19 protein-coding genes are annotated in these 19,243 nt (G+C 66.9%); 11 read left to right on the top strand and 8 right to left on the bottom strand.

The annotated features are described in order from the left end of the window. Nucleotides 1-72: 72 nt before the first annotated feature. Nucleotides 73-1,188, bottom strand: a complete 1,116-nt coding sequence (gene ald, locus RMR04_RS22745; protein WP_311910733.1) for an alanine dehydrogenase — start codon at nt 1,186-1,188, stop codon at nt 73-75. Nucleotides 1,189-1,349: 161 nt separating this feature from the next. On the opposite strand from ald, the gene RMR04_RS22740 reads away from it, so the two are divergent. Then, nucleotides 1,350-1,805, top strand: coding sequence for an Lrp/AsnC family transcriptional regulator (locus tag RMR04_RS22740; RefSeq protein ID WP_311910732.1), 456 nt, complete (start codon nt 1,350-1,352; stop codon nt 1,803-1,805). An 85-nt stretch (nt 1,806-1,890) separates the two neighbouring features. Here the strand turns inward: RMR04_RS22740 and RMR04_RS22735 are convergent, their stop codons facing one another. Continuing rightward, nucleotides 1,891-2,319, bottom strand: a complete 429-nt coding sequence (locus RMR04_RS22735) for a SufE family protein (RefSeq protein WP_311910730.1) — start codon at nt 2,317-2,319, stop codon at nt 1,891-1,893. Between the two features lie 142 nt (nt 2,320-2,461). Continuing rightward, on the bottom strand, nt 2,462-2,758 hold the full coding sequence (locus tag RMR04_RS22730) for a hypothetical protein (protein ID WP_311910729.1): 297 nt from the start codon (nt 2,756-2,758) through the stop codon (nt 2,462-2,464). Nucleotides 2,759-3,087: 329 nt separating this feature from the next. Here RMR04_RS22730 and RMR04_RS22725 point away from each other — a divergent pair, with 329 nt between their 5' ends. The 3 genes from RMR04_RS22725 (at nt 3,088) to RMR04_RS22715 (ending at nt 5,901) form a co-directional block, all read left to right on the top strand. Then, entirely contained in the window at nt 3,088-4,896 is a 1,809-nt protein-coding gene (locus RMR04_RS22725; RefSeq protein WP_311910728.1) for a sensor histidine kinase, read from the top strand. A 13-nt stretch (nt 4,897-4,909) separates the two neighbouring features. Further along, entirely contained in the window at nt 4,910-5,485 is a 576-nt protein-coding gene (locus tag RMR04_RS22720; RefSeq protein ID WP_311910727.1) for a hypothetical protein, read from the top strand. Between the two features lie 80 nt (nt 5,486-5,565). Continuing rightward, nucleotides 5,566-5,901 (top strand): DUF1491 family protein, encoded by a 336-nt coding sequence (locus RMR04_RS22715; protein WP_311910726.1) that lies wholly within the window; start codon nt 5,566-5,568, stop codon nt 5,899-5,901. Between the two features lie 181 nt (nt 5,902-6,082). Here RMR04_RS22715 and RMR04_RS22710 read toward each other — a convergent pair whose 3' ends face one another. Further along, on the bottom strand, nt 6,083-7,216 hold the full coding sequence (locus RMR04_RS22710; RefSeq protein WP_311910725.1) for a hypothetical protein: 1,134 nt from the start codon (nt 7,214-7,216) through the stop codon (nt 6,083-6,085). Nucleotides 7,217-7,469: 253 nt separating this feature from the next. On the opposite strand from RMR04_RS22710, the gene RMR04_RS22705 reads away from it, so the two are divergent. Then, nucleotides 7,470-7,700, top strand: a complete 231-nt coding sequence (locus RMR04_RS22705; protein WP_311910724.1) for a hypothetical protein — start codon at nt 7,470-7,472, stop codon at nt 7,698-7,700. Nucleotides 7,701-7,723: 23 nt separating this feature from the next. Next, complete coding sequence (locus tag RMR04_RS22700) at nt 7,724-8,488, top strand: hypothetical protein (RefSeq protein ID WP_311910723.1); 765 nt, start codon at nt 7,724-7,726, stop codon at nt 8,486-8,488. Here RMR04_RS22700 and RMR04_RS22695 read toward each other — a convergent pair whose 3' ends face one another. The 3 genes from RMR04_RS22695 to RMR04_RS22685 form a co-directional block, all read right to left on the bottom strand. Continuing rightward, entirely contained in the window at nt 8,489-9,148 is a 660-nt protein-coding gene (locus RMR04_RS22695; protein WP_311910721.1) for a DUF1254 domain-containing protein, read from the bottom strand. Beyond that, on the bottom strand, nt 9,148-9,720 hold the full coding sequence (locus tag RMR04_RS22690) for a DUF1214 domain-containing protein (protein WP_311910720.1): 573 nt from the start codon (nt 9,718-9,720) through the stop codon (nt 9,148-9,150). Before RMR04_RS22690 ends, RMR04_RS22695 begins: the two co-directional genes overlap by 1 nt. A 98-nt stretch (nt 9,721-9,818) precedes the next feature. Then, entirely contained in the window at nt 9,819-12,053 is a 2,235-nt protein-coding gene (locus RMR04_RS22685) for a transglycosylase domain-containing protein (RefSeq protein ID WP_311910719.1), read from the bottom strand. Between the two features lie 288 nt (nt 12,054-12,341). Here RMR04_RS22685 and RMR04_RS22680 point away from each other — a divergent pair, with 288 nt between their 5' ends. Together RMR04_RS22680 and ppdK are read left to right on the top strand one after the other, a co-directional pair. Continuing rightward, nucleotides 12,342-12,836, top strand: coding sequence for a YcgN family cysteine cluster protein (locus RMR04_RS22680; RefSeq protein ID WP_311910718.1), 495 nt, complete (start codon nt 12,342-12,344; stop codon nt 12,834-12,836). A 166-nt stretch (nt 12,837-13,002) separates the two neighbouring features. After that, entirely contained in the window at nt 13,003-15,687 is a 2,685-nt protein-coding gene (gene ppdK / locus RMR04_RS22675; RefSeq protein ID WP_311910717.1) for a pyruvate, phosphate dikinase, read from the top strand. 46 nt (nt 15,688-15,733) lie between these two features. Here the strand turns inward: ppdK and RMR04_RS22670 are convergent, their stop codons facing one another. Continuing rightward, entirely contained in the window at nt 15,734-16,714 is a 981-nt protein-coding gene (locus tag RMR04_RS22670) for a quinone oxidoreductase family protein (protein ID WP_311910716.1), read from the bottom strand. A 29-nt stretch (nt 16,715-16,743) separates the two neighbouring features. On the opposite strand from RMR04_RS22670, the gene RMR04_RS22665 reads away from it, so the two are divergent. The 3 genes from RMR04_RS22665 (at nt 16,744) to RMR04_RS22655 (ending at nt 19,223) form a co-directional block, all read left to right on the top strand. Then, a complete protein-coding gene (locus RMR04_RS22665) occupies nt 16,744-17,133 on the top strand; it encodes an ArsR/SmtB family transcription factor (RefSeq protein WP_311910715.1) in 390 nt (129 codons plus the stop codon). Nucleotides 17,134-17,138: 5 nt separating this feature from the next. Next, complete coding sequence (locus RMR04_RS22660; protein WP_311910714.1) at nt 17,139-17,858, top strand: HAD family hydrolase; 720 nt, start codon at nt 17,139-17,141, stop codon at nt 17,856-17,858. Nucleotides 17,859-18,005: 147 nt separating this feature from the next. Continuing rightward, a complete protein-coding gene (locus RMR04_RS22655) occupies nt 18,006-19,223 on the top strand; it encodes an acyltransferase family protein (protein WP_311910713.1) in 1,218 nt (405 codons plus the stop codon). Nucleotides 19,224-19,243: the final 20 nt, after the last annotated feature.

Here is a 19,243-nt window from a genome sequence, read left to right as displayed (position 1 = left end):
CGCCATCCTCGCGATAGTCGCGTGCCCACCGGAAGTCCTCGCCGGCGAAGGGCGCGTCGCGCTCGCTCGCTCCTACCCAGCCAAAACCTCTTCTGCCGACCTGTAGGGCTTCTGAAGGCTCGCCGCGACCGGAGCATTCGTGATGTCCCCGCGATGGACATTGAGGCCGGCCGCCAGGTGAGGATCGCTGCGAATGGCATCGAGGCCTTTCGAGGCCAGGGCGAGCCCGAATGGGAGAGTGGCGTTGTTCAGGGCGTAGCTCGAGGTGAGCGGAACGGCCCCCGGCATGTTGGCGACGCAATAGTGGATCACGCCGTCGACCTCATAGGTCGGATCGGCATGGGTGGTCGCGTGCGATGTCTCGAAGCAACCGCCTTGGTCGATCGCGACGTCGACGAGCACCGCGCCGCGCTTCATGCCCGACAATTGTGCTCGCGACACGAGCCTCGGCGCCGCGGCACCCGGGATGAGCACGGCCCCGATGACAACGTCGGCGGCGAATATCTCCGTCTCGATCGCGTCGAGCGTCGAGAAGCGCGTGCGCACCCGACCGCCGAACAATTCGTCGAGTTGCCGCAAGCGCGGAAGCGACCGATCCAGGATCACCACGTCCGCACCGAGGCCTGCCGCCATACGCGCAGCATGCGTTCCCACGACGCCGCCTCCGATCACGATGACGCGCGCCGGGGGCACGCCGGGCACGCCGCCAATCAACATGCCACGTCCTCCGGCATGGCGCTTGAGAGAAACCGCAGCAGCCTCGATCGCGAGCCGCCCGGCAACTTCGCTCATCGGCGCAAGAAGAGGCAGGCCGCCGAAGCGGTCCGTGACGGTCTCATAGGCTATGGCGGTAACGCCGGATTCTGCCAGACCGGCGGCCTGCGCTGGATCGGGAGCGAGATGCAGGTAGGTGAACAGGATCTGGCCTTCTCGCAACTGCGCCCATTCGCCCGGCTGCGGCTCCTTGACCTTCACGATCATGTCGGCCTCGGCAAACACCTCGGCCGCGCTCGCCACGATGCGCGCGCCGGCGGCCTCGTAGGCAGCGTCTGACGCCGAAATGCCAGCCCCCGCTCCCGTCTCGATGATCACCGCGTGGCCGGCGGATATGTATTCTCGCACGGCTTCGGGCGTCAGCCCGACGCGGTATTCATGAACCTTGATTTCTTTCGGAACGCCGACACGCATAGCACCCCTCCCATTGGTTTATGGGTTCAGCATATCGCGCTTCGTCACGGCATTTCCTGCGTTATGCGTCGATTTTTCAGTAGGCAGCGCGTGATAACGGCGTAGCATGAGCGAAAGCTGTTGCTTTCCTGCGCAGAGCTGCACTTCAGGTCCAGAATCTCATGCCCCTCGATCATCTCTCCCGCGCGTTGCTGAAGGAGCTCGTCCGAGATGGTCGGACGAGTCATGTCAAGCTTGCTGAGACGATCGGGTTGTCGGCGACGGCTGTTGCGCGGAGGCAGCGCACGCTCGAAGACGAGGGAGTCATTGTCGGCTATCACGCCCGCCTCAGTCAAAAGGCTCTCGGACTCGGGGTCACGGTCATCGTCCGGCTCGCTTTGGACAGTCAAAGCGAAGAGGCGCTCGCCGCTTTCGAGAAGGCGGTGGCACGCTGCCCGTCCGTGCTCCGGTGTTTTCTAATGTCGGGTGCCGACGACTATCTGCTGACAGTCGTTGCGAGCGATGTCGAAGATTTCGAGAATGTGCATAAATCCCAGCTCTCTCGACTGCCGCATGTCGCGCGAATTCAATCGAGCTTTGCCCTGCGGCAAATCATCGACCGGCCCGTTCTGCCGTGAGGCTGCAGGTTCAGCCTTCTGAAGCTCAGCCTTCTGAAGCTCAGCCTTCTGCAGATCAGCCTTCTGCAGATCAGCCTTGTGAAGGTCAGCCCTGGGCGGTGGCGCGCGCGTCGGCCTTGATGCGCTCCATCATGGCGCGGACGCCATTCGAGCGCTGCGGCGTGAGATGGGCGGCAAGGCCCAGGCGTTCGTAGATGGCGAAGGCGTCGGTCGCGAGGATCTCCCGCGCGGTCCGGCCCGAATGGATGGCGAGCGCCAGCGCCACCAGTCCGCGCACGATATGCGCGTCACTGTCGCCGCTGAAATGCAGCACGCTGTCGGGGCCGGCCGATCCCTCGCGCCGCATTGCGAGCCAGACCTGGCTGGCGCAGCCGCGGACCTTGTTGGCGTCGTTATGGTCCGCCTCGGGCAAGGGCGTCAGGCCTTTGCCGAGTTCGATCAGATAGCGATAGCGGTCATCCCAATCATCGAGCAGTTCGAAATTGGCGATGATCTCGTCGAGGTTGCTGCTCATGTCCACGCTGCGCAATGAGGATGCCGGCTCCCGTCGTCCAGGACCATGGCAGACAGCGTCTTCGGCGCGTCTCCCTGCCTCGTCAAGCGTCGGCGTGCCGCGGGAGCTCTATGTCCGCCGATCTTAACGCGAGAGGCCTTATCTACCGCGAGCTGGCCTTGCGGTCCTGCTCGGAGGCTCCGGGGCGGGCGGTGGCTCCCGGCAGCGCGAGCGACAGGACGCGCTGGCGCGTGTCCGGATCGAGCCCGGCGAGGATCTGCGCGGCCTCGCGGGCGGCCGTGAGGCTTTGCATGGCGCCGTGGCTGTCGATCCGGGCTGCGGATTTCGCGACGCCGCGCGCCGCATCGACGGCGCTGCTCGCCATCGACTTCCCGTCATGGACAGGCGAGTTCAGCGCGATCACGCCGATCACCGCCAGGCTGCGCAGAATATAGGCCATGCTGCGTCCCCGTTCCCGCATCTCTCCCGAACCCGCCGACACCATAGCCTGCGAACCCGAAAGATCGCGTCATCCCGAAGCCGCGCATTTGAAGCAAATGCGCGATGCGATCTTCAGTTTCCGTTCACCCTGCCAGTAACATCGTCACCGCGCGGCGCAGCTTTCTGATTTTGCGCAAGGCGCTGAAATCAATCGAATTATTCGCTAATCGGCGGCGCCGGGCCAGTCTCGCTGCGCAGTGGCCTTAAGCCCCGCTTAAACCGGCAATGGCGAGGATCGCTGCAACAGGGCGAACCAGCCCTCAGAAGGTCAGGCGTTTGCGGTTTCTCATGACGATGTCTGCGATCAGGACACAGGTGGCGGCGTTGGTGCACGCATCGGTGCTGCCGAATTCGCTCGAGCGCATGCGGCATGAGCGCTTCATTCTGACGCGCCTCATGGTCGGTGCCGTCGCGCTCGGCCTGGCGCCGGCCTATCTCGCCTGGCGCGGAACCCTGGGCACGCTCGAAGCTCTCATCATGATCGCCGCCGCCTTGCCGCTCATCGCGGTGGTCACGCTCTCGCGCAGCGGCCGGCTCGACATAGCCCATTGCATCTCGGCCAGCGCGCTGGCGTTGTTCATCGCCGCGCTTGCCGGGATGACAGGCGGTGCGGGGTCGCCCTTGCTGCTCTGGCTGGCGGCCGTGCCGACCGAGGCGATGTTCTTCGGCTCGCGGCCTTATGTGGCGCGCGCCAGCGTCATCGCCGCCATCGCGCTCGGCAGCGTCGTGATCTTGCAGCAGCTCGGCGCCTTCGCGACGCCGGCGCCCTGGACCTCGGGCATGATGCCGACCTTCGTCATGATCGCGATCCTGTACGCGATGGTGGTCGCTGTCGGCTTCCTGCGCCGGCGTGACGACGAATTGCGCGAGCATCGCGCTTCCGATGCGCGCGCCCAGCTGCTGCTCGACAATGTCGGCGATCTCGTCACCTGGCACGATGCCGGCGGCTCCGTCCTGTTCGCCAATGCCGCGGCCAAGGCGCTCGCCGGAGCCGATCCGCAGGATCTGCGCGGGCGCGGCCTGTTCGAGCGGGTGCACATCGCCGACCGGCCGCTCTTCCTCAAGGCGCTGAGCGACGCGGCTCATGGTGGTGGCGCGGCCACCGCCTGCTTCCGGACGCTCTTCGTGCCGCGCAGCGGCGATGCCGACGCCCGGGCGCCGGTCTCGCTCTGGCTGGAGATGCGCGCACACCGGATCGAGGACGCCGGCGCCAGGGACGGCGTGGCCGTGGTCTGCGTGATGCGCGACATCACGGCCCGCCAGGCGCTGGAAGAGGAGCGCGCCCGTGGTCACGCCGAGGCCTTGAAGGCCAGCGACGTCAAGGGCCAGTTCCTCGCGACCGTCAGCCATGAACTGCGCACGCCGCTGAACGCCATCATCGGTTTCTCCGAGATGCTGAGCAATGATGCGCAGGAGTGGCTCGACGCCGAGAAGCGCCAGGAATACGCCAAGATCATCCACGGCTCGGGGCATCACCTGCTCGATGTCGTCAACACCTTGCTCGATATCTCCAAAATCGAGAGCGGCGCGATGACGATCGAGCAGGAGCCGATCGACATCGCCGCCGTGGCCCAGGATTGCTGTGCGCTGATGGCGCTGCGCGCCGAGGCGAGCCAGGTCTCGCTGGAGCGGGTGCTTGGGCCTGACCTGCCGCCGGTTCTGGGCGATCGCCGCGCCTTGAAGCAGGTCATGATCAACCTGCTCTCCAATGCGGTGAAGTTCACGCCCGTCAATGGCCGCGTCGTGCTCGCGGTCGTTCGCGACGGCGATATGATCGACCTTTCGGTTGCCGATACCGGGATCGGCATCGCCGCCGCCGACCTGCCCAAGCTGGGCGACCCCTTTTTCCAGGCGGGCGGCAGCTATGATCGCAATTACGAGGGCACGGGGCTCGGCCTCTCCGTCGTGCGCGGCCTTGTCGGCCTCCATGGCGGCAAGCTGACGATCGAGAGCGCGCCGGGCATCGGCACGCGCGTCGCCGTCAGGCTGCCGGTCGGCGGCGTCGCGGCAAGCTCCCTGCCGGTCAAGATCACCACCTTCGCCCGCGCCCCGCGCCGCGGCCTCGAATCCAAAGAACCCGTCCGTCTGACCGCCTGATCAAGAGCCAAGCATGTCCGCCACGATTGCCGCCCGCGCCCGCTCCGGTTCCACTCTGACCGCGCCGATAAAACGCGCCGCGCCGCCGCGCCGCAAGGCTCCCTGGCTGTCGCGGATCTGGCGGGCCGTAGGCCGCCGCCCGGGCCGCGCCTTCGTGCTGCTGGTTTTCACCGCGGTCGCAGCCGCGATCCTGGCCAATGCGATGCTGATGCAGAAGGTGCGCCACCCCGCTCCGATCCTGTCGGCTCCGCTGCAGGGACCCTATGCGCGCTCGGTCGAGCGCCGCACGGAGACGCCCGCAGCGGCTGTGACGCCCGCCGCCCAGCCCGCGTCGGCCCAGGTCTCGACGCAGGGCTTCGTCCCGCCGGCCCGTCCGAGCGATCTGACGCAGCTCATCCGCGAGACCACGCAGCCCAGGCCGCCTGCCGCCGTTACCAACGTGCCGCGCACGGCCCCGGCCGCTGCTGCCCCTGCGCCCGCGCCGGTGACCCGCAGCGCCGCGGTGCGCGATCCGATCGCCGATCTGATCAATGGCGGGGATATTCGCCCGCCGGCCGATATTCGCGGCGCCAAACCCTCGCAGCGCTGAGCCTTCGCGATTGCCGCGCGGCTGGACAGGGTCGCAAAGGCGCTCTAGCCGGGACGGACATCCATTCGGGGATTTCGGTCATGGCGCGCCTCACGAGCGATTTCTGGGTCTCGGCCTATCTGCGCCAGGCGGCGCATGACGGGCTGATCGCGGTGTTGCGCCGGCGCGGCGCGAGCGAGGCCGGCGCGATTTTCGTCAAGCTCGATCGCCTCGACGGTACGGCGGCGCTCTACGGCCCCGCGCCGCAATCGCTAGCTGATGACGAGGGTAACCGGCGCTTCCAGCTCATCCTCGATTCGGATCCGGCCTCGATCGAGGAGCGCGTCGCCCGCGAGCGGCGCTTCGATTCCGATCTCTGGCTGGTCGAGATCGAGAACCGGCAGGGTGACCCCAGGCTCGATCTCGTCGAGGCCTGATCGATTCCAAAAGTTCTGAGCATTGCTCTCCACGAAAAACCGGTACCCACTTTTTCGCGCAATGCTCTTTGAGCGTTTTCGAGCGAAGTGGACACCGGTTCGCGTGAAGAAAACGCGTTTAAGCAAGGGGCTAGAGCAATTGAACGATCCGACGAGATCGGAAGTTGCTCTAGCCTGCCGCTCAGCCGTTCTCGCGCCGCAGGCCGAGCTTGCGCATGACATCGGAGATGAGCGTCTGGCTCTCCGGCTTGGCGGCGCCACTGCGATTTGGCGAGTTGCTCGGATCCATCGCTGGCTGGTGCCGGCCCTTGCGGATGACGACCGGCGTACGCACGCCCGCAACCTGCATGACGATCCTGAGCGCCACGGCTGGCCTCACCAGGCGCATCAGGGCGACGAGGGCGAAGATCCGGTCGACAGAATGGGCCGCTTCGTCGCCGAGCCTGATCATGAAGCGCGTCGCGTCCTCCACGCTCGCCCCGGCCGCCGTCAACGCCAGCGCCGCGAGATCGCGCGATGTGTCGGCGGCCATCGCTTCCGCCAGGGCCTGCCCACCGCCGACATAGCTCGCGATCGCGCCGAATGCGCCGGTGGAGTCGTTGCTGGCCGTGGCGAGCCAGCCGGCGAAGAGGTCCGGCGCGAGCTGCGCCCGCCGCTCCGCCGGGGCGAAGGAATCCAGCGCCGTCAGCGATTCGATGATCGCGGTTTTCCGTTGAGAGCCGGCCTGCAGATAAAGCGGCGCCAGATCCGCGCTGGCGATATCGGGCCGCGCCAGCAGGAGCTGGGCGTAGGAGGGCTCGGTGCGCGAGCGCTCGAGCAACAGGTCGAGGACCATGCGGGGCAGGGGCGAGGCCGCATTGTTGATCAGCGCCAGATCGACCGGGCGCATGTCGCGATCCGCCAGGATCAGGGCCGCCGTCGCGGTCAGATCCGCGCGCTCCGCGACGGCGAGCGCGATCTCGTCATCGCCCTGTTCCGCCAGGGCCTCGATTTCCGTGACCGGGAGCGGCATGCCATGGCGCAGGAGCGCAACGATGACCGCGCCGCCGCGCGACTTCAGGGCCTGCAGAACGGATGCAGGCGCGTAACGCCAACCGGCCAGCTTGCGCGCCAGGATCACGGCCGTGGCGTCGTCTATGGCGGGAATCAGAGCCTCCCCCATCTCGCGGAAGGCGTCGAGATCCTCCTGCGGCGGATTGGGCGAGGACATCAGCAGATCGGCCTTCACCCGCAGCGAAACCTGGCTGAGATCGAGCCCGCCATCGCGCGCAAGGCGAGCGAGCTGGGCAAGTTCGGAGGAGATACGCGAGGGCATGAAGGGAACTCTGTGCGGAATTTCGATGGTCTCGCCATCCTAAGCCACGAGGCATTAAGGGGGTGTTAACCATGTCGAGGCCTGATGCGGACAGGAGGGCCTAAGCGTCGATGCGGGTTCTGCCCCGTATGGCTCGAAGCCCTGCTGACAACCGCGATCCGGAGCGGGTGCTAAGGCGGGGAATCGGTTTTCCGCAAGAGAGCCCGCTTTCGTTTCCAAAAGCTCAAGGCGCCAGACAAGGAGGCGCGTCACAATGGCCGATGTCATTTCGTTCGCGTCTCGTCCCAAGCTTGCGTCTCGTGCCAAGGCGGCGGCGACCTCGCAGGAGAACTCTCCGGCTCGCGGGCCGGCGATGATCCTGTTCTTCACCGGCGTGCGTTACGAGCGCCAGGCCGAGGCCGCCGCACTGGACCGGCGCGTAGCCCGCAAGCGCCGTGCCGCTCCGCGGGACGGCCGTGCGAAAAGCGCCGGGCAGCCGGTGTGAGGACCGCTTGCCGAAGCCTGGCCTTGCTGCTCGCCCTGGCGGGAAGCGCCTGCACGGGCGATCTGGGACGTCCACGTCCGAATCTCTGGAGCGATACGATCGCGCCGCAGGCCGGTTTCTGGTCGGCGACCTTTCGTGGCGAGGCGGCCTCCTATTTCAGGATGACCGATGACGAGGAGCAATTGCGCGACAGGGCCTGGCGGCTGGTCATGCCGGCGCATGAGCGCAATTTTTTCGAGCGCCAGGTCTCCGATCTCGCTCATGCGCGCATCCTGCCGGTCGCGGCGCAGTCGAACGCGGCATCCGACTATTTTCGTGGCCTGACCGGCGGCTCCTACGCCTCGCAGGCCTCGCGCTACAACAGGCTCGCCGGGGATGCCAATGCCGACCGCCTGCTGGTGACGCCGTTTCGCGGCAATGCGGCGCGCGTCGTGGCGGCTGATCGCGTGCGCATGCGCGCCGTCGAAGGCTCGCCCCTGGTGCCGCCCGAGAAGGCCGACCCCGCCATGGCCCGCGTCGTCGAGAATGAGGGGCTGATCCTCTGGGTCTGCGAGCGCGTGGCCTTCCGGATCGAAAGCTACCGCTACGCGCTGGCGAACCTCGTGGTCGAGATGCCGTCGCGCGAGGCGATCAAGGCCGAGCGCAGCATCATGGCGCTGGAAGCGGAAGCCGGGCCGGCGTGCAAGCTGCCGCTCATCGGCGTCTTCGGCAGAGGCGGAGGCGGGGGCACGGGCGCGCAAGAGCCTGCCGAAGGGACGCCAAGGCCGCCGGTCGTCTACAAGGGCTGATCATTCGGCAAGCCCGCAGGCGACAGCTGCCGCCAGCGCCTCGGCGTCTTCACGGTCGGATGGATGTTTCGCCAGCACACGGGCGACGATCAGACCCTGCATCGTGTCGGAGACGATGCGCAATTCACGCACGGCCTCGCCCTCCTCGTCGCGCGCCGCTCTCTCGTCGCGCTGTTCCTCCGTCATCACCAGGAACTCGACCACGCCGCGGATCGCGGCGCGGTCGGTGATGGCGTAGAGCACGCCGCCGCCGCGCCGATGCAGCGTCAGTCCGAGCGGCAATGTGCCGGTGCGCGCGACGACGCGCATTGGGCCGGCGGAGAGATCGTAGCTGCAGATCGCGGTCACGGCCGCAGGATCGGCCTCGCGCGGCACCGGCAGTCCGCTGTCGGCTCCGCGCGGCGAGACAAGCTCGGCATGGCCGCTAGTGCCCAGCGAGAGATAGGCGCTGGTGGCGTCGCGGTTGGAGAGGAGCGGGATCAGCAGAACGGTGACGATGTGGACGATGCCGGCGAGCACCAGCCCCGCAATCGTTCCATAGGCGAGGCGCCGGGCTGCACTGAGGATCCGCATGGGCCGACGCCGCCGCAGTGTTGCGTCGGCCTGGCCCGGGGGCATCGGCGCCGTCTCGCGTTCCGGAGACTGGTCGAGCGTCGTCATCAGCAGCCGAGCCGGACGATGCCGGGCAGGACATCGGGCCGCAATTCACCGGCCTGGCTCGAAATCGGCGTGTCGTAGAGCCGCAGCCGGAGCTGGAAACGCCCGCTACCCGGTAGCGGCAGCCAGTTTCCGGTTTGCGGCTCGGCCGCCGCCGCGATGCGCAGCGTGCCGCTCTCCTCGCGGACGACTTCCGCATCGGTGAAGCCGCTGCGGTCGAGCGGCAGGCGGAACGGCCGCCCATCCATGTCGGTGACGCTCAATGACCAGCCACGCGTCGTCGGCGTCGCGCCCGAGACCAGATAACGGCAACGCCCGTCGAGCGCCTGGCCGCGATCGTCGCGGCTCGCGATCAGTTCTAGGCCTTCGCCCGCGCCCAGCGGCACATGGATGCCGCGCGCCAGATAGGCGCGCATATAGGGGTCGACATCGCGCCCGCCGCCGCGCGGCCAGGTGTCCCACGGGCCGATCCGGACCATGCCGAGCAGCGGCCTGCCGGCGACGGCGAAATGGGCCGAGCCGAGCCCCAGCCCGGCACCGAGTGCGACGACGTAAGCGAGATCCAGCGCGCGCATGGCCTTGCTTTCCGAACCGGCTGACGACAGGCCGGCGGCCGGAGTTGAACCAGCCCGGCCCGCCGCGTCAACCTGGGCCCAGCGACCGGCAACCTATGTTAGCGCAGGCGCGTCTCGCGTCCCGGCGAAGAGACCTCGCGGATGCCAACCTGAATGGATGTTCCGCGCGCGCGGGCAGGTTCGATCGTCTTGAACATGGCGCCGACCGCCGAGAGCACCTCGAAGGATTGCCGCGGCATATGGCCGGCGCCGGGGCCCGAAACCAGGGCAACGCGCGACGTCTCCGGGCTGCCCGCCCTAGCGATCGTCATGGCCTTGGGGTCTGTCGGGGGTGTGACGCCCGGGATCGGCTTCAGTTCGAGCCCCTGATGGGCGAACTGCATGATCTCCTTCCAGGCCATCGCCGGCAGGGAACCGCCGGTCATGTTCGCGGTCTCGGAGCTGTCGTCATTGCCGAACCAGACCGCGCCGACGAGATTGCCGGAGAAGCCGACATACCAGGCGTCCTTGTAGCCGTTCGTGGTGCCGGTCTTGCCGGCGGTCACGACGCCGTCCAGCGCTGCGCGCCGGCCGGTGCCTTCTGTCGGCACCTTGGAGAGCATGAAGTTCATGTCCTGCGCCACCTGGGTGCTCAGGACCTGCTCCGGCGCCGGCTCGTCGCGGTCGTGCCGGTAGATCTCCTCGCCCTGCGAGTTGCGGATCTCGATCGCGACATAGGGTTTTGCGCGCTTGCCGCCATTGGCGAAGACCGAATAGCCGGCTGCCATGTCGATCACCGTGACCTCGGCCGCGCCGATCGGCAGGGACACGGTGTCGGTCAGCGGCGTGGTCAGGCCCATGGCCCGGCCGGTCTCGATGATCTTCATCCGGCCGATGCGGGCAGCGCGGGCCTCATGCGTCTCGCCGGTCGCCTTGCCCATCGCAATCGACATCTGCACCGGGATCGTATTGATCGATTTCGCCAGCGCCACGGTCAGCGGGATCGAGCCGGCATAGGAGCGCCCGTAATTGTTCGGGCACCAGTTGCCGATGCAGATCGGGCGGTCGGTGACGATGGTGTTGGGCCGGTAAAGACCTGCCGACAGCGCTGCCGCATAGACGAAGGGCTTGAAGGACGATCCCGGCTGCCGCAGGCTCGACGTCGCGCGGTTGAACTGGCTGATGCCGTAGTCGCGCCCGCCGACCATGGCCCGCACCGCCCCGTCCGGATCCATGACGGTGGTCGCGGCCTGCTTGACCCGGTAGGCGGGGCCGTTCTGGCGCAGGACCTGCTCGATCGCCTTCTCCGCCTGCCCCTGGATCGCGGGATCATGCGGCGTCTTCACGGTCAGCACCCGATCCGAGCCGAGCTTGCCCTCGTCGGCCAGGTGTTTGATCTCGTCGAAGGCCCAGTCGAGATAATAGTCCGGGTTGGAATCCCGCTTGCGGTCGACCGGCGTGGCCGGATTGCGTTTGGCGCTGTCGATCTGGCCCGCCGTCAGGAAGCCGGCATCGACCATCGCGTTCAGCACGTCGCCGGCGCGCGCGCGGGCGGCGGGCAGGTTGACATGGGGGGCGTATTTCGTCGGCGCCTTGAACAGCCCGGCCAGCATCGCAGCTTCCGCAAGCGACACGTCCCTGACCGATTTGCCGAAGTAATACTCAGCCGCCGCGGCCACGCCGAAGGTGCCGCCACCCATATAGGCGCGGTCGAGATAGAGCTTCAGGATCTCGTTCTTGCTCAATCGGGCTTCCAGCCAGAGCGCCAGGAAGGCTTCCTTGATCTTGCGGTCGAGCGAGCGCTCATTGCTGAGGAAGAGGTTCTTGGCGAGCTGCTGTGTCAGCGAGGAGCCGCCCTGGACGACGCCGGAGGCGCGCGCATTGACCGTCATGGCCCGCAGCGTGCCGAAGATGTCGATGCCGAAATGGTCGTAGAAGCGGCGGTCCTCGGTTGCCAGGACGGCCTTGACCAGATGGTCGGGCATCTCCTCGAGCTTCAGCGAATCGTCATGGCGCGCGCCGCGATGGCCGAGCTCCGAGCCGTAGCGGTCGAGGAAGGTCACGGCGAAGACCTGGTTCTTCAGCGCCTCCTCGCGCCCCTCCCGGAAGGAGGGGATCGCCAGGGACAGCATCAGCAGGCTGCCGACGATGCCGAGATTCAGGCCCTCGCTGGCGAATTCGGCAGCGATGCGCTTGCCGCCGGTGGCGGTGAAGCGGTCGGCGAAGCTGCGGATGCGCTCATAGATCTCGCCGGCGCGGCGGCCCGAGCCCCAGAGACCGGCATCGACCCATGAATCGACGCCAAGCGCGAGGCGCTTCAGACGTGTCCCCCAGCCTGCCTTCCTGAACTCCATCGCCGCTCTGGAACTCCACGAGAGAGCTGCCGTCACTGTCCTGCCGCGCCGCGCCCGCCTTGGTAACACGATCTTGGCAACGCAATACGCGACTTGAGACACATATGCGCCGTTTTGCCTCCAGGTAAGGGAGGAAAGCGCAGGATCGACCGTTGTCCGCAGATTTCGGGCCTGCCGGGCTCCGTCCCGTTTCCGAACAACACCGCAAGGATTATTGGTGGGAGCCTCGCTTGGATGCGCGCTTGCGTCAGCTTCCCTCGCGAGGCGGAGCGGCGCATAAGCGCAGGCATGACCGAGAAGTCTCCCCCGACCGAGCCTTTCTGGCGCACGACCTCGCTCGAGGAGATGAGCAAGGAGCAATGGGAATCGCTCTGCGACGGTTGCGGCCGCTGCTGCCTGATCAAGCTCGAGGATGAGGATAGCGGCGAGATCCTCGCGACCAATGTCGGCTGCCGCCTGTTCGATGCCGGCTCCTGCCGCTGCAAGGACTACCCCAACCGCTCCAGCATCGTACCCGATTGCATCACACTGACGCCGGCCGCGGTGCGCACGCTGCGCTGGCTGCCGCCGACCTGCGCCTACCGGCTGGTCGCGACGGGGCGCGATCTGCCCTGGTGGCATCCGCTGGTCTCGGGCGATCCGCACACCGTGGTCGAGGCGGGCGTGTCGGTGAAAGGGCGCGTCTCCGGCAGCGAGGACGAGGTCTCCGAGGATGACATGCCGGAGCGGATCGTCGCCTGGCCGCTGCGCTGGCCGCGCGCGGCAAAGCGCAACCCAGGCTGAGCCGATGGCTTCCATCCTGGCGTCCGCTCATTGATTGTTCAGCTGCTTTTCGGCATGACCACGCCGTCTCCGCCGCGCTGTCGTTGTATGGCGCCCGCGGCGCTTCGCTGGAAACTTTTGGATCGCCGTCGCGTTGCCGCGGTGGCTGGATGAAGAGGCATTGGTGATGGCAGGCGGTAAATGGGTCTACACCTTCGGCGACGGCAAGGCCGAAGGCGAAGCGGGTATGAAGAACCTGCTCGGCGGCAAGGGCGCCAATCTCGCCGAGATGAGCAATCTCGGCCTGCCGGTGCCTCCGGGCTTCACCATCACCACCGAGGTCTGCACCTGGTATTACGATAACGGCAAGCAATTCCCCTCCGAGCTCGACGGGCAGGCCAAGGCGGCGCTGGCCGAGATGGCGCGCTTGACCGGCAAGGTCTTTGGCGATCCCGCCAACCCGCTGCTGGTTTCGGTGCGCTCGGGCGCGCGCGCCTCGATGCCGGGCATGATGGACACGGTGCTGAACCTCGGCCTGAACGACGTCACCGTCGAGGCGGTCGCCAAGGCCTCCGGCGATGCCCGCTTCGCCTGGGACAGCTATCGCCGCTTCATCACGATGTATTCCAACGTCGTGCTCGACGTGGATCACGGCGATTTCGAGGAGGCGCTCGAGGATTACAAGGAGCGCAAGGGCCTGCATCTCGACACCGATTTGAGCGCCGAGGACTGGAAGGTGCTGGTCGGCAAGTACAAGGACATCGTCAAGAAGGCGCTCGGCTCGGAGTTTCCGCAGGATCCGGAGGCCCAGCTCTGGGGCGCGGTCGGCGCGGTCTTCTCCTCCTGGATGAATGCGCGCGCGATCAAATATCGCGAACTCAACAACATCCCGGCCGCCTGGGGCACGGCGGTCAACGTCCAGTCGATGGTCTTCGGCAATATGGGCGACACCTCGGCGACCGGCGTCGCCTTCACCCGCAACCCCTCGACCGGCGAGAACGCGCTCTATGGCGAGTTCCTGATCAATGCCCAGGGCGAGGATGTCGTCGCCGGCATCCGCACGCCGCAGGACATCACGGAGGTCGCCCGCAAGGAGGCCGGCTCCGACAAGCCTTCGATGGAGAAGGCGATGCCCGAGGCCTATGCCGAGCTCGTCCGCATCTACGGCATCCTGGAGCGGCATTACCGCGACATGCAGGACATGGAGTTCACCATCCAGGAGGGCAAGCTCTGGATGCTGCAGACCCGTTCCGGCAAGCGCACGGCCAAGGCCGCATTGCGGATCGCGGTTGAACTCGCCAAGGAAGGGCTGATCACGGAAGAGGAGGCTGTCGGCCGCATCGAGCCCGGCGCGCTCGACCAGTTGCTGCACCCGATGATCGATCCCAAGGCCGAGCGCCGCATCCTGACCACCGGCCTGCCGGCCTCGCCGGGCGCGGCCGCCGGCGAGATCGTCTTCAACTCCGACGATGCCGAGGCGGCGAAGAAGGCCGGCCGCAAGGTCATCCTGGTGCGCGTCGAGACGAGCCCTGAGGATATTCACGGCATGCACGCGGCCGAGGGCATCCTGACCACGCGTGGCGGCATGACCTCGCATGCGGCGGTCGTGGCGCGCGGCATGGGCAAGCCCTGCGTCTCCGGCGCCGGCCAGATCCGCGTCGACTACGCCAAAGGCACGCTGACGGTCGGTCCGACGACGCTGAAGGCCGGCGATTTCATCACCATCGACGGTGCCGCCGGCCAGGTCATGCTCGGCGAGATCAAGATGCAGAAGCCCGAGCTCTCCGGCGAGTTCGGCACGCTGATGGGCTGGGCCGACAAGGTCCGCCGCCTGAAAGTCCGCGCCAATGCCGAGACGCCCGACGATGCCCGCACGGCGCGCGATTTCGGCGCCGAGGGTATCGGGCTTTGCCGCACCGAGCACATGTTCTTCGACGAGGACCGCATCCAGCCGATGCGCGAGATGATCCTGGCCCATGACGATGCCGGGCGGCGGACGGCTTTGGCAAAGCTCCTGCCGATGCAGCGGCAGGATTTCGTCTCGCTGTTCACCATCATGCACGGCCTGCCGGTGACGATCCGCCTGCTCGATCCGCCGCTGCACGAATTCCTGCCCCATGGCGAGGCCGAGATCGCCGCCGTTGCCAAGGCGCTCGGCATCACGCCTGAGGCGCTGAAGCACCGCGCCGCCGAGCTGCACGAATTCAACCCGATGCTCGGCTTCCGTGGCGTGCGTCTGGCGATTGCCTATCCCGAGATCGCCGAGATGCAGGCGCGCGCCATCTTCGAGGCGGCGGTGATCGCCGCCAAGGAGACAGGCAAGCCGGTGATCCCGGAGGTGATGGTGCCGCTCGTCATGGGCGTGGCCGAGTTTGACTTGGTCAAAGCGCGCATCGACGTCATGGCGAAGGCGGTGATCGCCGAGAGCGGCGTCGCCCTGACCTATCAGGTCGGCACCATGATCGAATTGCCGCGCGCTGCGCTGCGCGCCGAGGAGATCGCCAAAAGCGCCGAGTTCTTCTCCTTCGGCACCAACGACCTGACCCAGACCACGCTCGGCATCAGCCGCGACGATGCGGGCTCCTTCCTTGGCTCCTACACGGCCAAGGGCATCCTCGCCAACGACCCCTTCGTCACCATCGACCAGGAGGGCGTCGGCGAATTGGTGAAGCTCGCGACCGAGCGCGGCCGCAAGGCGCGGCCGGACATCAAGCTCGGCATCTGCGGCGAGCATGGCGGCGATCCCGCCTCGATCGGCTTCTGCGAGAGCGTCGGCCTCGACTACGTCTCCTGCTCGCCCTTCCGCGTACCGATCGCGCGGCTTGCCGCCGCACAGGCGGCGCTTGGCGCGGTCAGGGCCAAGGAAGGCTGAGAAGAACGCAAGGGGCCGGGTTCGGCCGGCCCCGGCTCTCTGCGTTTTACGGCGTGATCAGGATCGCGCCCTTCACGCTGCGCGCCTCCGCTGCCTCATGGACCCGGGCAATCTCGTCCAGGCTGAAGCGCGCGCCGATATCGACCCGCACATGGCCCTTGGCGATGGCGTCGAAGAGATCGGCGGCATTGGCGCGGAAGCTCGCGGCATCGGCATTGTGGGGAAAGATCGAGGGCCTAGTCAGGAACAGGCAGCCCTTCTTGTTGAGCAGTTCCGGGTCGATCGCGGGCGCCTTGCCCGAGGCCGCGCCATAGCTGACGACGAGGCCGAAGGGCGCGGCGCAGTCGAGCGACTGCAGCAAGGTGTCCTTGCCGACGGCGTCATAGACCACCCTGGCCTTGCGCCCGCCGCTGGCTTCGAGAAAGGCCGTGGGCCAGGCAGGATCGGTCAGGTCGATGACGGCGCTGCATCCGGCGGCCAGCGCCGCCTCGCGCTTCTCCGGCGAGCCGGTCGTGCCGATTACGGTCGCGCCGAGCGCGCTCGCCCAGCGCGTCAGGATCTGGCCGACGCCGCCGGCCGCGGAATGCACCAGCAGCAGATCGCCTGGCTGGACCGCATGGGTCTTGCGCAGCAGGTACTGGGCGGTCAGCCCCTTGAACAGCAGGGTCGCCGCCGCCTCATTGCTGACCGTGTCGGGCAGCGCGACCAGCTTGTCGGCCGGCACGTTGCGCCGGTCGCTATAGGCGCCGACGCCGGCGTTGATATAGGCGACCCGGTCGCCCGGCTTGAGGCCTGCCACGTCCGGACCGAGCGCTTCGACCACGCCGGCGGCCTCGAAGCCGAGGCCCGTCGGCAGCGGCAAGGGGTAGATGCCCGTGCGCTGGTAGATGTCGATGAAGTTGAAGCCGATCGCCGTCTGGCGCAGGCGAACCTCGCCCTGGGCTGGCGGTGGCAGCGTCTGTGTCTCGATGGTAAGGACGTCCGGCGGCCCGAATTCGCTGATGATGGCGGCGCGTCTTGTGGTCATGGGGTGTTGCCTCCAATGATGCCGGTGCAATGACGCATGAATTTAGGTATGATACAAGTCGTACCTTGACGAGAAAGGTGAACATTTTGCCAGACGAAACCGGCCATCCGGCGATTGGCGAAATCGAGCTGGGCGCGATTTTTGCGGCGCTGGCGGATCCGTTGCGCCGCCAGGTCGTGCTTACGCTCGCAGCCACGCCCGACGAAATCCGCCATTGCGGCAGCTTCGACCTGCCGGTCACCAAGGCGACCCGGACCCATCATTTCCGCGTTCTGAGGGAATCGGGGCTGATCCGCCAGGTCGATCTCGGCAACCGTCGCACCAACCAATTGCGTCTCGCGGAATTGCAGACGCGTTTCCCTGCGCTGGCCGATCTTCTGCTGGCAGAGGCTGCGAACATCAATTCGGCGCCGGCATGACAAGCATGGCGGGCCGCACTCTCACCACCATCGGCTTCGATGCCGACGATACGCTCTGGCAGAACGAGCAGTTCTTCAAACTGACCGAGGCGCGCTTCGTCGCACTGCTCGGCGAGCATGGCGAGGCGGCCGAGATCTCCGGGCGGCTGCTGGAGGCGGAGCGCCGCAACCTCGCCTTCTACGGCTTCGGCATCAAGGGCTTCGTGCTCTCGATGATCGAGACCGCGATCGAAGTCACGAAAAGCCAGGTGCCGGCGGCGGTCATCGGCGAGATTCTCACTGCTGGCCGCGAGATGGCGGCCCATCCGGTCGAGACCCTGCCGCATGCGCGCGAGACGCTCGAGGTGCTCGCCGGTGACTACAAGCTCGTGCTGATCACCAAGGGGGATCTCTTCGACCAGGAGCGCAAGCTCGCGCAATCGGGCCTCGGCGACTTCTTCGACGCAATCGAGATCGTCAGCGACAAGACGGTCGCGACCTATCAGCGGATCTTCGCGCGCCATGGCGATGGCGCCGAGCGGGCGATGATGGTCGGCAATTCCCTGAAGTCGGACATCTGGCCGGCGCTGCAGGCCGGGGCCTGGGCGGTGCATGTCCCCCATGAACTGACCTGGGCGCTGGAGCACGCGCAGGAGCCGCAAGGGCAGGCCCGCTACGGCAAGCTCGCTGATCTCGGCGGTTTGGCCGCCCTCATTGCCGCGCTGGCGGAGGCAGACCTGCGCTGATGCCAGGACTTGCGCTGATGCCAGTACTTGCAAAGACGCCAAGCGCGCGCAAATGCCGGGTGCTTGCAAATGCAAGCTTCTTGATAACGCAATTTTGCAACCTATGCGGGAAATTTCGTCTCATCTGCGGCGGAACCGGGTTGAGCGATGCTCTCTGCGACACAGGCTTCATCATCGGCGCGGGCAGCGCCGGGCGTGGCGCTGCTGGATGTCGCGCGCGGTCTCGCCATGGTGATCGTGCTCTATGGCCATGCGCTCGAGATCTTCTTCCTGAGGCGGCCGGACGGCGTGTTCCTTCACGAGGCCTTCGTTCAGTACAAGGTGCTGGCCTCCTTCGTGATGCCGTTGTTCTTTCTGGTTTCGGGCGCGGCGGCAGCGAAACTGCCCGCCAAGGGCTGGCGCAATGTCGTCAAGACCTCGCTCTACCTCATCCTGCTGGCTTATCTCGTCCATATGCTGGGGCTGATCGGCCTGGCCGCGGACGCGCTGTTGGGCGGGGAGGGGAATCTGCTCGAAATCGGCCGTTCCGGCTTTGAGGCCATGCTGAAAGGCCGGAATTTCTCGACGATCGTGGTCTGGTTCCTCGTCTCGCTCGCGCTGGTGCGGCTCATCGCCTATGCCGTGTTCAGCCGCTTTCCCCGGGCGATCTACGCGGTCATCGCGCTGGCGGCCCTGGCGAGCCTCCTCGTCCCCGTCCTGCCCAATGCCTTCCTGATGAAGAGCTGGTTCACCGGTCTCGTCTTCTTCGCGCTCGGCATGGCGCTGGCCGGGCAGTTGAAGCGGCCGGCCTGGCTGGCAGTGCTGCCCTTGGCGCCCTTGCTCGCCTGGCTCGCTCTGGCCAATCGCGGCTGCGTGTTCGATCCCGTGCGCCTCTGCCCGCCGCCGAATCTGCCGGCCGAGGCCGTGGTCTGGATGCACAACGGGGAAACCGGCTTCCTGCCGCTGTTCTATGCGGCGGGGCTGCTTGGCTGTGCCCTTGCCCTGGCGCTGGTGCAGCTGCTGGTTCGCTTTACCCCTAGGGGAGGCGGCGTGACGCCGCTCTTCGGTGTGACGTCTCTCCTGGCCGGCATCGGCCGGCGCTCGCTCGATCTCCTGGTGATCAACGGCTTCGTCCTGGTCTTCCTGCAGCCGGAATTGAAGGCCATATCGTTGCCGGAGATCGAGCCCTGGTTCTTCCCCGTGCTGCTGTTTGTGGTGGTGGCGCTGCATCTCGCCTTGCTCAGGCTGCTGAAGAGGCCGCTCTCGGCATTGCAGAGGCTCGCTTCGCGCGGGGCGGATCTGGCGGTCGCGGGTTTGGCGGTGATGCTCGCCAGATCGGGGAGGGCCGGTGGTCGCTCCGTGCTCCCGTCTTCCACCCGGAGCTGAGCGCTGGACCCGGCTTGCAA

The sequence above is a fragment of the Bosea sp. 685 genome, from assembly GCF_031884435.1.
GTDB lineage: Bacteria > Pseudomonadota > Alphaproteobacteria > Rhizobiales > Beijerinckiaceae > Allobosea.
Note: the sequence above shows the minus strand (reverse complement) of the source record. Positions and strands in the feature narration are given on the sequence as shown.